Here is a 14,217-nt window from a genome sequence, read left to right as displayed (position 1 = left end):
ATTGAAACAATTGAAACAGTCCTCGGTGTGACTCAGTCCTCGTCGGCCGCGGGACCACCGGCCCTCCGCGGCGCGGACATCCGCCGCATCACCAACACCAGGCCCACCACGGGCAGTGCCAACAGCACCAGCCAGGGCGCCAGGAATCCGATCCGGAGCAAGCTCCCGTGTGCCGCCGCAAGCACCGAGTGCCAGCCTCGCTCCAGCTCGCCGAAGAAACCCGGGTGGGAGACCGTCGACTCAGCGGAGATGTTGACAGTGATTGTCGCATAGTCAATTTCGTCGTGCAGTGTGCTGCGCTGCGCCTTGAGCGAATCCAACTCCGCCTGCCGCTGTGTCAGCGACGACTCGGCGGCCAGCAGGTCGGCGACATTGCCGGCTTTGCCCATCAGCTCCAGCAAGCGCTTGACCGAGGTCTGCAACGCATCGATGCGGGCGTCGAGGTCGACGCGTTGGGTGGTGACGTCGGTGTGGGTGATCGACATCGACTGAACGGTCCCCAGTTTCTTCGCGTCGACCAGCAATCCGTCGAGCTTGTCCGCTGGGATGCGCATGGTGATGCCGACCACCGGCGACGACACGCCGGATTGCTCCGACCGCGAATCCACCCTGCCCCCTGCGTCATTCACCGCGGCGACGAGCCGGTCGGCCACCGCGCCGGGATCGGCGGCGACCAGCCGCAGCGACCCGTTGGTGACGATGTCGCGTTTGAAGTTGTTGTCCGGGGCAGGCGCCAGTGGCGCCGGATTGACGGTGGTCTGGTCGGCAATGCCGCTGCCCATCGTCTCGGGAATCTGGCCGCTCGGCTGGCCGCGGCTCTGTCCCGGTGTCTCCGTCAACTTGCCTCCCGCCACACCATCGCGGGTCGCCATCGACGGACCGCCCCGGCCCACCGACCAGACCCAGCCTCCACCCAGCACCAGAACGGCCAGCACCGCTACCACAATCACATTGCGCAACTTCACCGTTCGGGGCTGGGTCGCCGTCACGCTGGCCCGTGGTCCGTCCGCACCAGAGGTCATCGGTGCGACCGGACCCGGCTCCCAGCCGGCGGGCGCCTCGACCGGCTGCATGACCCGATGCGGCAATTCGCCCACGGCGACAACCGGTCCGTCTGCACACACGAAGGCGGTGAACCGGCACAGCACGCCGAAGCGCAACGACGTGTCGACGATCCGCTGCGCCAAGTCCGGTGAACCGTTTCCCGACGCCGAGGCATAGCGGTCCTCCAGGTCGCGCAGGTGCGCCCGCGCCCAGGCCGCGGTCACCGCCGGCACTTGCCGGCACCTTCCGGCAACCTCGACCGACCAGTCGGCACCGCCAAGGTCCTTGCCGCGCAACGTGATCGAACCGTCCGCGCTGCCCCGGTACCGGCCACTGACAACCAGCGGCACCCCTGGCGCCGCGTCCGGTATGCGCGCCGGCGTCGTCGTGTCATCGATGATGGTCAGTCCTGCCCCGTGCACCGACAGTGAGTGCGCGAACGGCGTGCCGACGCGACGGTGGATCGCTTCCATTGCCTCATCCAGCCGATCCTCGCTTTCCACCAGCTCGCAATGCCCACCGCCGGCGCTGGCCAGGCGGCTGAGCAAGCCTGCGTTCACCGCTTGGTCGATACCGACGGCAAGCACCCGAACCCGCCGGAAGTCCGCTGCGAGTCCGCGCAGCAGCTGGTCCTCATTGCCGACCTGGCCGTCGGTGACCAGGACGACGACCGCGTCCCGGCCATGGCTCTCTCGCAGCAACGTCAGCCCCGCCCGCAGCGGCGCGAAAAGCTCACTGGCGCCGCGGGACTCGACACCGGCGAGGTGCTCTACCGCGCGGAACCGGTTGCGGTCAGTAGCTTCGATTAGCCCGTTGGGAAGACCCGCCGGGCGCTCTATCCGGTCGCTGAACGTGAGCACGGCGAACCGGTCGGTGCTGCTGAGCGTGTCGATGATGCGCGCCGCCGCCCGTCGCGCGGCCGACATCTTCCAGCCGCCCATGCTGGCCGAGTGGTCCAGCAACAGCACCAGATCGCGGGGACGGGGCGAGGCGCTCGACTTCGGGGGAAGCACCGTGAGTTGGTAAGTTCCTTCGTCCCCGTCGGCGTCGGGGACCAGCAGGAGCGAGTCGGTGACGTCGTCGGCGCCATAGCGCAGGCGCAGAACGAGATCCCGATCGGCGCGCTGGCCCGGCAGCACCCGGATGCGTCCGCCGTCAGCGGGTTCGGTGGGCAGGCTGGAGTGGAGCTCGGACAGTGTCAGGCCGTCAGGGTCGATGCCGACATCGATGGTCAAGGCAACCGGGTGGGGGTAGCCCGGCAGCAGCACCGGCGGGGTGATCCGCGAGGCGTCGGGGACGGCGTCGGTGTCGTCGGCGTATCCGTCTCCGACGGCGGCCCCATCCAGGGGCTCACCCGAGATGTGCCGCGGCGCAACGACAAGCGGGAAGCGGAACGTCGCCTCGCCGTCGGCACAAGCCAGCGGGCTGACGAGGGTGATTGCCACTCTGATTCTTTCGCCCGGCAGGATATTGCCGACCCGCATGGTGAAAACGTCCGGCCGCTCCTCTTCGGCGATCGAGGCTCGTCGCCCCGAGGTGACCGCACGGTCGTAATCTCGCCGCGCAACCTCACGTTCAGCCAGCACCGCCCGCACCACACGGCCGTTCGTGGTCACCCGCATGCCGGTCGCCGCGGCTCGCTCAGGCAGCGGGAACACATAGCTGGCTTCCAGGGGTACGTCGAAGGTATTGACGAAGTCCTGGGTCAGTTCGACCTGGCTGGTGAGACCGGTGATGTCGACGCGTATGTCGATGCGGTCAAGCGGGAGATTGCCACGCTCGGTACGCAAACTGCCCGGGACGTCGTCACCAGCGCACTGCGTCTGGCCGTCGGTTACCGACGTAATGCGGACTGTCATAGCGCGCTCCGATCATCGAGGGACAGCAGGCCGCGATCGGCCAGTAATTTGAGCAAGGGCGCGGCGGCCGAGCGAATCGCCGGAATGTCGTTGTCGTCGGGTCGCGCCGGCACCAGCAGCATCGCCCCACCGGGCAGGCTCACGGCGGCCAGGGCCGTGACAGTGTCAGCGCGGTCGATCGTCGGTTCGGCAGCGGGGGGCTCGGTCCAGAATCGGCTCCGCCGGGCAGTACCCGTTGGCGTCGCCGGCGGTGTGCTGTGTGCCGGCTCAGCCGTGGTCTCGCCGGGCACGTCGGCGATCCGCCGCAGCGTCTCGTCGGTGGCTCCGGCCAATTTCGCCTGTATCTCGGCCAGCGAAAGCCCCTGCGCCTGCAGCTGTTTGACGGCGACGATCTGCAGCAAGTGCCGGGTTTGGTAGATCGCGTTGCGCCCCTGCATGACCGGCCGGTCGACGAGTCCGGTCGTCGTATACCACCGCACTGCGCGCCGGTCGGGCAGATCGCGGACCCGCCCATTGGGCGATCCCGGATACGTGACGGTGGCCAGGACGGCGCCTACCCGCCCCACCAACTCGTCCAGCGTCCAGGCCGCCTCTTCCGGCATGACTCAATACTGACACTGTTAACATGACACTGTCAATGTCTGGCGGCCGTGTTCACCCGAGCAAGGTCACGTGCGGGCTCTGGCCGTAGTGCTGCCGGTAATAGGCGGCGAACCGCCCCATGTGGCCGAACCCCCACTTGCGCGCGATCTCGCCTACGGAGGTGGTGTCGCGGTTGCCCGCGACCAGCTCCAGGTGGGCGTGGTGCAGGCGCACCTGCCTCAGATATTCCGTAGGAGTGCAGTCGCGGTGTTTGCGGAACATGTATTGCAATGCCCGCGGCGTCACGAAGATCGCATTGGCGATGTCGGCCAGCGAGATGTCGGCATGTGCGTTGTCATCGATGAAAGCGACTGCGCGGCGCAATAATTGGGGGGTGCTGTCCCGCTGGTCCTCGACGGTGGTGTCCAGCACCGCGGTGCTGGGGAAAGCGGCCAGGATGCTTGCCGCCAGGTAGCGCTGAATGGTGCTGCTGATCAACGGTTCTCGGACGACCGGTATATCCTCCGACACGCTCTCGCAGACGTAGTCCGCGACGCGCAGCAGGTGTCGCTTGGCTTCCGGTGAGACGGGCACCAGCCCGGTAAGCCGGACGGGCGCGTTGCCCGGCCCGGTCGCCACCTCGCTGAGCGCGCGCCGGTCGATGGACAGGACATCACAGTGCGTGCGTGCGGCCCAGCCGGTGAACGGCCCACCTTCCGAACCGTCGTACGCCGCGACGTCGTCAGTGCCGAAGATCAGCTGCCGATGCTTCATCCACTCATAGACGAACGTGCCCGAGCGCATCCGGGCCAGGTAGATGCGGTCGGGCGGATCCGTCCGAAAACCCAGCTCGCAACCCAGCTGTATCTCGTTGACATCGAGCGAACCCAGGGTTGTTCGGCGAATACGGGTGCGTCCCCCCTCGCTGCTGGGCTGCCGAAACAGCTGCACTCGCTCATAGGCCGCACAAATGCCATTCACAGCTTCGGCGGGATCGGTGGTATCAAGAAGAACGGTAGACATCGCCACGTTCCATTCAGTCGGCAAAACCCACACGGCATCGTGGTTGAGCCGATCTTGTCTCCCAGTGTCCACTACGCGAAGGCAAAAGTCACGCTCGCATTCGCTTGACGGCCTGAGCAGCAACGTTTCCGCCGATATGGTCGTATTCACGCACCGAGCAAGGGGAGGAAAGCTGAGCGAGGACGGCCGTGGCAGGGACATTCATCACCGCATAGCTGACCTTGCTCGAAGTCTGCACAGCAGTCCCCCAGATGCGGCCGACACGGTGGCACAGCGCATGGTCGAGTACGCCGTCCACGCCGTAGACGCGGCGCAGTACGCCGGAATCACCCTTGTGACACCGGCCAGAGAGATTCGTACACCCGCGACGACCCACCGCTATCCCGCACTTCTCGACGGTATTCAACAGCGGAACAAAGAGGGTCCCTGCCTCGTCGCCGCCTGGCACCAGCACACCATCCGGATCGACGACCTCAGGAACGACCAACGCTGGCCGAGCTACCGGCGAGAGGCGCTGGCAGCCACGCCGGTGCGGTCGATCCTGTCGTTTCGCCTGTTCGCCTCCGAACACACACTGGGCGCCCTGAACCTCTACGCCGACCAGCCGTATGCCTTCGACGAAGCGGCTGAAGAGATAGGCTACGTCCTGGCCACCCACGCGGCCCTGGCCTGGGATACCGTGCGTCGCGAAGGCCATTTTTTGAGTGCGCTGGCCACCCGCGACGTCATCGGGCAGGCCAAAGGCATCCTGATGGCCCGGTTCAACATCGACGCCGTTCAGGCCTTCGAACTGCTCAAACGCCTGTCGCAGGAACGCAACACCAAGCTGATCGACGTGGCCCACCAGATCACTCGGTTGAGAAACTTCAGCGACATCTGACGTGGCACTGCAGCGTCGTCGCGCGCACCGCGGTCGGTTCGTGGATGCTGGGATCGTGCGCAAGTCGGCAGCGGTTGGGTGCCTCGTGGCTCTGTGCTGCATCGCCCTTCCGGGTTGCACCATCGTTGTCGACGGCAGCCCGAAGGCGGCAACGAGAGGGCCGGCGTCCAGTGGACCCATCCAACCGTCACAACTCGAGGATCTGCTGACGCCTTCCGGTTCGTTTTCGGTGGTGGCCGGTAGCCCGCTCACCGAGGACGACATGCAGTCGGCACTGTTCGTCGGCGCCGATCCGGCAGAGTGCCACGGCGTCGTCGCGTTCGGCCGCTATCCCCTGTTCCCGACGAACTACACCGGGCGTGAGGCTCGCACCCATCAGGACCACCGGACGGACCAACATCAACTTCTGGAGGTGTCGGCCACCTATCCGGCCGGCTTCGACGCCCCGGCGTTCCTCGACTCGGTTCGCAAGACGGTGTCCGGGTGCCAGCATCCGGTCACGGCCTGGGGCGACGACGGGCGCAAGATGACCGTGAACCCGGCGCCGTTGACCCCGAGCCCGCCCGAAGCCGCGCAGTGGACGACGAATCTTGCTGACCAGCAGTGGATTTGTGAATTCGCGGTGCTGGCCAAGGCCAACGTGGTCGCCGAGATCGTGACGTGTTCGCCGGACCGCTCGGTGGATATCGGGACATTGGTGACCAAGCGGCTCAAGAAGATCAACGAGCTGTTGAACTCGAGGTCGTGAAACTGGCCCGTGCAGGCCAGTTCTGGCGCGGGCGGGCCGCCCATCGCGCCGGCCCCGGTGGCAGCCTGAACGGCAGCCAGTGAGATCCGGAGGTTGTTCATGCACGTCACTGTCGACTATGAGGTGTGCGAGGGCCACGGCCAGTGTCTGCTGGCCGCACCGGAGGTGTTCGATCTTCCGGACGGCGCCGACCAGGTGGTGGTCCTCAACCCGGATCCGCCGGAAACCCAGCGCCAGTTGGTGATTCAAGCGGCCGCGATGTGTCCCGCACAGGCGATCCGAATCCTCAACTGAGCCCGCCGGTTTCGCCGGACTCGTCCAGGATGCCGAACCGTCCGGCCAGCGCGGCGGCCGCAATGCGGTTGGTGACCCCGAGTTTGTGCAACAGCGCGGCGACCATCCGTTTGGCGGTCCGCTCCGACACCAGCATGCGCTGGGCGATGTCGCCGGTTTCCGCACCGGTCGCCAGCAACGTCCACAGCCGGAGGTCCTGGGCGCTGAGACTGGTCAACAGCGCCGACGGCGGTTTGCGCGTGTTGCTCAGCAGCGCGTCGAGCAGTGCGCCGTCGATCACCCGCAGGCCCTCGGCGATCGTCCACAGCGGCCCGGCCAGCGCCTCCGGGCGGGCGGTCTTGGGCAGGAAACCGTCGGCGCCGGCGCGCAAGGCCTCCTCGGCCAGGCCCAGGTCGTCGGTCCCGGACAAAGCGAGTATCCGGGTGTCCGGGTGGCGGGCCTTGATATGCCGGATGGCGGCTACCCCGCCCAGTGGCGGCATGGACAGGTCGATGATGGCCACGTCGGCCTTGCAGCGGGCCACCAGATCGGCGGCCTCCTCCACGTACGTCGTCTGGCCGCCGACGGTGAACAATTCGCCCCATTCGCGGCTCAGCAACAGGGCCAGGCCCTGCGCGAACAGCTCGTGGTCGTCGACGATCACCACCACATATGGCGAGCGGCTCATTGCCGTGATGCTAGCCCAAACCCTATGGTCAGCCGGGTGAGACCGCTCGATCAGTTCGACTTCGGCGTCCAGGACTACGGACTGGCCCGCACCGTGGTGGCGGTCCGGGTCGCCGTGGTCATCTCGATCGGTGTGCTGTTGGCGATCGGACCGTACTGGGTCCGCGAACACGCCCTGGCCACAGTGTTGGTGCTCGGCGGTGCGCTGACCTATGCGGCGGCGCTGATGGCCCACCCGCAGCTGGAGGTTCGGCGCACCCGGTATGCCTGGCTGGTCACCACATTCGACTCCGCGTTCACCCTGGCGCTGATCGCGTTGAGCGGAGGCGTGTACAGCCCGGTCGTCTCGGTGCTGGCCTTGGCCGTCATCGCCTCGGCGGCCCGGTTGTCTCTGGTCGAAACCCTCTGCGTTGCTTTGCTTCTGGGGGCGGCCTATGTCCCGGTGGCATTGACGGCATCACCACGGCAACCCGTCACCGCGGCACCGGCGCTACTGGCCGGCTGGTCGGCGCTGTACCTGCTGTTCGTCGCAATCATCACCGCCGGACTGTCCGCACTCGCCGAACGCGAACACCGCTCCCGGGTGAGCGCGCTGGTAGAAGCCGAAGCCGAACACGCGGCCGCCGAAGAGGAACGTGACCTGCGGGCCCGCCTGCTGCGCTCCTACCAGTCCCAGCAAGACGGACTGCAGGTTCTGGTGCACGAATTCCGCACTCCGGTAACCTCTTTGGAGGCTCTGACCGAAGCTCTCACCGCCGCGCAGCCGATGTCAGACGCTGACCGGGAGACCAGCCTGCAGCTGGTGGCGCGGCACGTGCATCACATCGCCGACATGCTCGACGCCTTATCCGACGTCGCGCTGAGCCGCCGCCCGACGTTCTCGACGGGCCGGGTCCGTCGCGTCGAGGTTGTCGACTTGATCCTCGACGCCGCGGACTCCGTCGGCCTGACTCCGCCGCGGCTGCACGTGCAGGCCGACGTCGGCGCCGTCGCGGTGGACGCCCAAGCGCTGCGCCGGGTGCTGACGAATCTGCTCGAGAACGCGGCCCGGCACGGCAGAGGCGAACGGGTCGACGTCACGTGCCGGCGCGACGGCGAGGAGCTGGTCGTCGCCGTAGCCGACCGCGGTCCGGGTATCCCGGCCGACAGCCTCGGCAAGCTGACCACCAAATACGTCAGCCTCGGTGGCCAGCGCGGGACGGCGGGTCTCGGACTGTGGATCGTGCAACAGATCGTCGAGGCGATGGGCGGTCGCGTGGACTTCGCCGCACGCGACGGCGGCGGGCTGATCGCCACCTTCCGCGCCCCGGTGAGCTGACCGTTTGGCCCACGCAGGCCAGTGATTGGCACGCGCGTCGGTGCCGCAGCGGCTCGGGGCTGGTCAGCATGGGTGCTATCGCTGGGCCAGAAAGGGACCTTCCGGATGACCGCACCCACCACCAACCCCACCCACAAAGACATCGACTTGAGCGCCCGCGCCTTCTGGGCGAAGCCGCCCGAGGAGCGCGACGCGGCCTTCGCTGTGCTGCGTGCGGAAAATCCGGTGCCGTGGAGCCGGCCGGCGGAATCGGACCTGCTGCCGCCCGAACTCAACAACCGGGGTTTCTGGTCGCTGACCAAACAGGACGACATTCGGATGGCCAGTCGCCACCCCGAGATCTTCTCGTCGGCCCAGGGCATCACGATGGAGGACTTCGCGCCCGAAGCGGTTGAGATCGCGCAGTCGTTCATCGCGATGGACGCCCCGCGGCACACCCAGCTGCGCGGCATCACCACCGAGGCGTTCAAGCCCAAGAACGTGCGCCGGCTGGAGGGCTGGATCCGTGGCCACGCCCACGACCTGGTCAGCGAGATGGCGCAGCTGGGCGAGGGCGATTTCGTCCAGCTGGTGTCGGTGAAGCTGCCCGGCCGGATCTTCGGCAGCTTCTTCGGCCTCCCCGAAGGCGATCTACGGGACAAGGCCGTCACCGCCGCGCAGCGGCTGGTCGGTTGGACCGACCCGAACATCCGCGGCGAGCAGAGCGAACTGGAGCTGTTCATGGGCGCCGTGCTGGACCTGCACGCGGTGGCCTCGGAATTGATACCGCAGCGGCGCGCCAACCCCGGAGACGACCTGATGACCTGGATGGTGCAGGCCGAGTTCGACGGCAAGAAGATGACCGACGACGAACTGCGGGCCTTCTTCGTCCTGATGGGCGTGGCGTCCAACGACACCACCCGACATGCCTCGGCGCACGCGATCGCCGCCCTGTCGAAGTTCCCCGACCAGCGTGCGCTGTTGGCCGAGGACGTCGAGGGCCGGGTCGGCACTGCGGTGGAGGAGGTGCTGCGCTGGGGATCACCGTTGCTCCACATGCGCCGCACCGCCACCCGGGACATCACCGTGCGCGACGCGGAGATCAAGGCCGGCGACAAGGTCGTGCTGTGGTACTACTCAGGCAACCGCGACGAAGACGTCTTCGCCGATCCGCACACCTTCAATATTCTGCGAAACCCCAACCCGCACATCGCCTTCGGCGGGGGCGGGCCGCACTTCTGCCTTGGCGCCGCGCTGGCCCGCACCATGCTCAAGGCGCTGCTGACCGAGGTCTACACCCGCATCCCGGACATCTCGGCGCCGGAGCCGCAGTATGCGCTGGCCAACTTCATCAACGGCATCAACAGCCTGCCCGCGACCTGGACGCCGGAACGATGAAGACGAAAGCCGCGGTGTTGTGGGGCCTGCACCAGAAGTGGGAGGTCGACGAGGTCGACCTCGACGGCCCGCGGGAGAACGAGGTTCTGGTCAAGCTGACCGCCAGCGGCCTGTGTCACTCCGACGATCATCTGATCACCGGTGACATGCCGATGCAGTTGCCGGTTGTCGGCGGGCACGAGGGCGCCGGGGTGGTGGTCGAGCTCGGCCCGGGCGTCACCGAGGTCGCCGAAGGTGATTCGGTGGTGCTGAGTTTCATCCCGGCCTGCGGCCGCTGCGAACCGTGCGCGCGCGGCCTGAGCAACCTGTGCGTACTGGGGGCGGCGATCATCGCCGGGCCGCAACTCGACGGCACCTTCCGCTTCCACGCCAAGGGTCAGGGGCTGGGTCAAATGTGCGTGCTGGGAACCTTTTCCGAGTACACCGTGGTCCCGATGGCCTCCGTCATCAAGGTCGATCAGGACACCGCGCTGGACACCGCGGCGCTCGTCGGCTGCGGGGTCACCACCGGTTACGGCAGCATGGTGCGCACCGGTGAGGCCGGTGACGGCGACACCGTGGTGGTGATGGGTGTGGGCGGTATCGGCATCAACGCGGTTCAGGGCGCCCGGATCGCCGGCGCCCGGGTGATCGTCGCGCTCGATCCGATCGAGTACAAACGCAGCCGAGCTCTGGAATTCGGCGCCACCCACACCGCGGCGACCGTCGAGGAAGCGCTGTCTTTGGTCACCGACCTGACTCGGGGTCAGCTCGCCGACGTCTGCGTCGTCAGCACCGATTCGGCCGAGGGCGCCTATGTGGCGCAGGCTTTGAGCCTGGTCGGCAAACGCGGCCGGGTGGTGATGACCGCCATCCCCCACCCCACCGACACCAGCGTCGCCATGTCCTTGTTCGATTTGACGCTGTACGAAAAGCAGGTCCGGGGATCACTTTTCGGATCGTCCAATCCTCGCCGTGACATTCCCAGAATGCTCGACCTCTACCGCTGCGGGCGGTTGAAGCTCGACGAACTGATCACCCGCGAGTACGCACTCGAAGAGATCAACGAAGGCTACGCCGACATGCACGCCGGGATAAATCTGCGCGGGCTGATCCGCTTCTGATCTATCGCGACGCCGCTACCGGGCCTTGACCACTATTGATGCCATGTGCAATAGTTGCAGTTGGGTCGATTACGACAAGCGGATTTCCGCTTGAGCAGCTACGATCCCGCTCAGCCGTCAGGTTGGCCCGTTAACTATCAAGGAGTGGTAGATGTCCGAGCAAATGTCAGCACCCGCTGCGCAGTCGCAGCCTCGGCGCGTGCGCCGGCCCATCCGGTTGATCTGGGTTGCCGCGGTGATCGGTGGCGTGGCAATCAGTTTCGGCGCCGCCGAGGCCCAGACGCTCGGCGACAACGCACCGGCATCCCTCACGGCCACCCCTGAGGACCCTTGTCTGCTCAACAACACCTGCGGTCTGGAGAACCAGATCGCCGAGGACGAGGCCGCAGGCAGAAACTTTCAGGCGTACTGCGACGAGCTGAAGCTGAAGAACATCACGATCCCGGAATGCGAGCCTGCCTGATCGCAGGCCGCATCACCGTCTAGCGAGCACTGCGTTGCAGCTCGCCGGACCGCCGACGGCGCCGTTGACCGGCTGCTCCCGACCCACGACGCTGGGCGGGCTTAGGCGGTTGCGGCGCAGCGACTTTGGCAGCCGGGGCCCGGTAGGGCGCGACCTCGCCGACCAACGCGTGCACCTCGGCGGAGTCGGCGGTCACATGCTGCGGCTCCACGCGGATCCCCGCCTTGCGCAGCAACGCCCGAGTGTCCGTGCGCTGCTCGGGGAGCACCAGCGTAACCACATCGCCGGCGTTCCCGGCGCGCGCCGTGCGGCCGGACCGATGCAGGTAGGCCTTGTGCTCGGCGGGTGGATCGATGTGGACGACGAGTTCGACCTCGTCGACGTGCACGCCGCGCGCCGCGATGTCGGTCGCCACCAGGACTCTGGCCTCACCGGTGGTGAAAGCGGCAAGATTGCGGTCGCGCGCCGGCTGAGAAAGGTTGCCGTGCAGGTCAACTGACGGGATGCCGGCATCGGTCAGCTGCTTGGCGAGCCGGCGGGCGTGATGTTTGGTGCGCATGAACAGGATTCGGCGCCCACTGCCCGAGGCCAGCCGGTGCACGAGCTCCTTTTTGGCTTCCGCTCCGGCGACATGGAACACATGGTGGGTCATCGCCGCTACCGGCGCGTTCACCTCGTCCACCGAGTGCAGCACCTGATCACGCAGGAACCGGTTGACGAGTTTGTCGACGCCGTTGTCAAGGGTCGCGGAGAACAGCAGGCGCTGCCCGCCGGCCGGGGTGGCGGCCAGGATGCGGGTGACGCCCGGCAGGAACCCGAGATCGGCCATGTGATCGGCTTCGTCGATGACGGTGATCTCGACCGCGTCCAGGCTGACCAGGCGTTGTTTCATCAGGTCTTCCAGCCGGCCCGGGCAGGCCACGACGATGTCGACACCGGATTGCAGCGCGGCTACCTGCCGGTTCTGCGACACGCCACCGAAGATGGTGGTGACGCGCAGATTGCGGGCGGCGGCCAGGGGTTCCAGTGTGGCCGTGATCTGGGAGGCCAGCTCACGGGTGGGCGCCAGGACCAGACCCGTCGGCCGGGACGCGCGCCGCTTGGCCGGCGAGAGACGGCTGACCAACGGGATCGAGAAGGCGAGTGTCTTTCCGCTGCCGGTTTTTCCGCGCCCGAGGACATCTCGGCCGGCCAGCGTGTCGGGCAGGGTCTGCACCTGGATCGGGAATGGGGCGTTGATGCCGGCGGCGGTGAGCACGCTGATCAGCGGTGCGCTCACGCCGAGGTCGGCAAAAGTCTTGTCAGGAGTGCTTGTTGGAGTCACTTGTCGGTGCCTTTCGGGCATCGGGTGTGCCGGATCGTCGCGAGGAGTTCGCGCAGAGCTGGCACAAGCTGGCGAGATTGCCGGTGGGCAAAATCGATCGCCGCGAGACCGCAGTGCTTGATGCACGGATCATCTGAACACGACGCGCTGAGCCCCGAATTTCGGGCCGGCGCCGGTGGGATGAGGAACGTTCCACGACGTGTTGGCGGTAGTGATGGAAGGCCAACGTTGACCACAGTCTATCTCACCGACGCGCGAGGCCCTAAACGGCGCGAATCGGGGCGTCGGCAGCGCTGCGGTGTTACCTTCTGCTGGCGATCAATCCGAGGCGGGCTGACCAGGAGGAACAGTGGCGGGCAAAGCAGGCAGGGCGCTGGCGGGACTGGCGATCGCGGCGGTCGCGGCGGCCCCTGCGGCTTCCGCGGAGCCGGGGCCGGGAAGTGGCGAGACCTTCTTTGTCGACTACCTGACGCGGGTGTTCACTCCCCCGACGTCAGAGGCCGCGGCACGGGCGATTATTCCGCTGGCTCAACAGGTCTGTGAGGCCAGAGCCCAGGGTCAAACCGATCTCCAGGCCGCCAATATCGTGGTGGCCGGCAACGGCGTCGAAACCATCGGTCTGGGGACCGGATCGGTGGCGGGAGACGAGCAGACGGCGTTGAACGTCGTCAATGCGGCGACCCTGGCGTACTGCCCGCAATACAACGCGACGATCGGCGAACCGGTGACGCCGAACCCCATTCCGGTGGAGTGAGGCCCGCGCCCGTCCTCTGGCGGCGGCCGCGTGACGCGCGGGCGTCGAAGGCAACCTCGAACAGCGTTCTGGCCCAGCCAACTACGTGCCCACAATGCCGACGGCGATCAGCACGACGCCGACGACGAGGAGCAGACCGACGACTTCCACGCGGCGGCGTGAGCCGACCCAGGTGTTCAGCGCCGTCAGAGACCGGTGCGTCGTTTTAGGAGCCAGCAGGTAGGCCAGCAACGAAACCTCCACCAACGCAAAGGCGACGACGTTGTAAAGCACCAGAGCCCCAACCTGATTGGCGGCTGCGGCGCCAGATGCCAGGATGACGGCCAGCGCGGCGAGGTAGTCCACCGACGGTAGCGCGATACCCAGGCCCGCCAGAGCTGCGACCCACAATTGCCGTCCCGTCAGCAGCTGCCGAAGCCACATTTGCAGCTTCTGAACGCGGGTTTCGCGCTCGACCGCGTCACTGCTTCCCTGCCGCTCGTTCCGGAAATGGTCGACGGCGGCCCGAACCGCCAGCATCGCGGCGACCGCCACGGCGAGCCCCCCGATCAGGACCTGAACGGTGGGCAGCGTGAGATGAGCAGCGGCCACCAGCCGTCGCCGGAAGACGAAGATGACGACCAGGCCTACCGCGATGCCCATCGCGAACCCGCCGCACAAGAACGCACAAAGCTGCAGCACCGGTCGGGGCCTGTTCAGCATCAGGACCGTCATGCCGATCCGGAACGGTTCGAGGCTCACCGCCAGAGCCATCACCAAGATGGGAATCCACATACGTTTTG

General features: G+C 66.9%; 14 protein-coding genes. 8 read left to right on the top strand and 6 right to left on the bottom strand.

Going from position 1 to position 14,217, the window contains the following annotated elements; genetic code table 11:
• Positions 1-32: 32 nt before the first annotated feature.
• Genes AWC08_RS34280 through AWC08_RS34270 form a run of 3 tightly spaced genes read right to left on the bottom strand, consistent with a single transcriptional unit; the run spans position 33 to position 4,508 of the window.
• Positions 33-2,903 carry a DUF4349 domain-containing protein gene (locus tag AWC08_RS34280; RefSeq protein WP_069435109.1) on the bottom strand — a complete coding sequence of 957 codons (2,871 nt, stop codon included), beginning with the start codon at positions 2,901-2,903 and terminating at the stop codon, positions 33-35.
• Complete coding sequence (locus tag AWC08_RS34275) at positions 2,900-3,505, bottom strand: MerR family transcriptional regulator (protein ID WP_069435110.1); 606 nt, start codon at positions 3,503-3,505, stop codon at positions 2,900-2,902. Before AWC08_RS34275 ends, AWC08_RS34280 begins: the two co-directional genes overlap by 4 nt.
• A 52-nt stretch (positions 3,506-3,557) precedes the next feature.
• Positions 3,558-4,508, bottom strand: a complete 951-nt coding sequence (locus tag AWC08_RS34270; RefSeq protein ID WP_069435116.1) for a helix-turn-helix transcriptional regulator — start codon at positions 4,506-4,508, stop codon at positions 3,558-3,560.
• A gap of 136 nt (positions 4,509-4,644) precedes the next feature.
• Here AWC08_RS34270 and AWC08_RS34265 point away from each other — a divergent pair, with 136 nt between their 5' ends.
• From AWC08_RS34265 to AWC08_RS34255, 3 genes are all read left to right on the top strand, one after another.
• Positions 4,645-5,388, top strand: coding sequence for a GAF and ANTAR domain-containing protein (locus tag AWC08_RS34265; protein WP_069435111.1), 744 nt, complete (start codon positions 4,645-4,647; stop codon positions 5,386-5,388).
• Positions 5,389-5,473: 85 nt separating this feature from the next.
• Positions 5,474-6,136, top strand: a complete 663-nt coding sequence (locus AWC08_RS34260; protein WP_232008102.1) for a sensor domain-containing protein — start codon at positions 5,474-5,476, stop codon at positions 6,134-6,136.
• Between the two features lie 99 nt (positions 6,137-6,235).
• Positions 6,236-6,430: a ferredoxin gene (locus AWC08_RS34255; RefSeq protein WP_069435112.1), complete on the top strand. Its 195-nt coding sequence runs from the start codon at positions 6,236-6,238 to the stop codon at positions 6,428-6,430.
• On the opposite strand, the gene AWC08_RS34250 is transcribed toward AWC08_RS34255, so the two are convergent.
• Positions 6,423-7,097 carry a response regulator transcription factor gene (locus AWC08_RS34250; protein WP_174900803.1) on the bottom strand — a complete coding sequence of 225 codons (675 nt, stop codon included), beginning with the start codon at positions 7,095-7,097 and terminating at the stop codon, positions 6,423-6,425. The two genes, AWC08_RS34255 and AWC08_RS34250, sit on opposite strands and share 8 nt — an antisense overlap.
• Before the next feature lie 36 nt (positions 7,098-7,133).
• Here AWC08_RS34250 and AWC08_RS34245 point away from each other — a divergent pair, with 36 nt between their 5' ends.
• The 4 genes from AWC08_RS34245 (at position 7,134) to AWC08_RS34230 (ending at position 11,357) form a co-directional block, all read left to right on the top strand.
• Positions 7,134-8,414 carry a sensor histidine kinase gene (locus AWC08_RS34245; protein ID WP_232008103.1) on the top strand — a complete coding sequence of 427 codons (1,281 nt, stop codon included), beginning with the start codon at positions 7,134-7,136 and terminating at the stop codon, positions 8,412-8,414.
• Positions 8,415-8,519: 105 nt separating this feature from the next.
• Entirely contained in the window at positions 8,520-9,791 is a 1,272-nt protein-coding gene (locus AWC08_RS34240) for a cytochrome P450 (protein ID WP_065132913.1), read from the top strand.
• The gene (locus AWC08_RS34235; RefSeq protein ID WP_069435114.1) at positions 9,788-10,894 is read left to right on the top strand and encodes an NDMA-dependent alcohol dehydrogenase; all 1,107 of its coding nucleotides are present in this window, start codon (positions 9,788-9,790) and stop codon (positions 10,892-10,894) included. The genes AWC08_RS34240 and AWC08_RS34235 overlap by 4 nt, the downstream gene beginning before the upstream one ends.
• 151 nt (positions 10,895-11,045) lie before the next feature.
• Positions 11,046-11,357 carry a hypothetical protein gene (locus AWC08_RS34230; RefSeq protein ID WP_085088815.1) on the top strand — a complete coding sequence of 104 codons (312 nt, stop codon included), beginning with the start codon at positions 11,046-11,048 and terminating at the stop codon, positions 11,355-11,357.
• A gap of 19 nt (positions 11,358-11,376) precedes the next feature.
• On the opposite strand, the gene AWC08_RS34225 is transcribed toward AWC08_RS34230, so the two are convergent.
• Positions 11,377-12,702 (bottom strand): DEAD/DEAH box helicase, encoded by a 1,326-nt coding sequence (locus tag AWC08_RS34225; protein WP_065132916.1) that lies wholly within the window; start codon positions 12,700-12,702, stop codon positions 11,377-11,379.
• Positions 12,703-13,030: 328 nt separating this feature from the next.
• Here AWC08_RS34225 and AWC08_RS34220 point away from each other — a divergent pair, with 328 nt between their 5' ends.
• Positions 13,031-13,435, top strand: coding sequence for a DUF732 domain-containing protein (locus AWC08_RS34220; protein ID WP_065132917.1), 405 nt, complete (start codon positions 13,031-13,033; stop codon positions 13,433-13,435).
• A gap of 81 nt (positions 13,436-13,516) precedes the next feature.
• Here AWC08_RS34220 and AWC08_RS34215 read toward each other — a convergent pair whose 3' ends face one another.
• Complete coding sequence (locus tag AWC08_RS34215) at positions 13,517-14,209, bottom strand: GAP family protein (protein ID WP_069433964.1); 693 nt, start codon at positions 14,207-14,209, stop codon at positions 13,517-13,519.
• Positions 14,210-14,217 lie beyond the last annotated feature (8 nt).

It is taken from the genome of Mycobacterium gordonae (assembly GCF_002101675.1).
GTDB lineage: Bacteria > Actinomycetota > Actinomycetes > Mycobacteriales > Mycobacteriaceae > Mycobacterium > Mycobacterium gordonae.
This window is presented reverse-complemented; position numbering and strand designations above follow the sequence as displayed.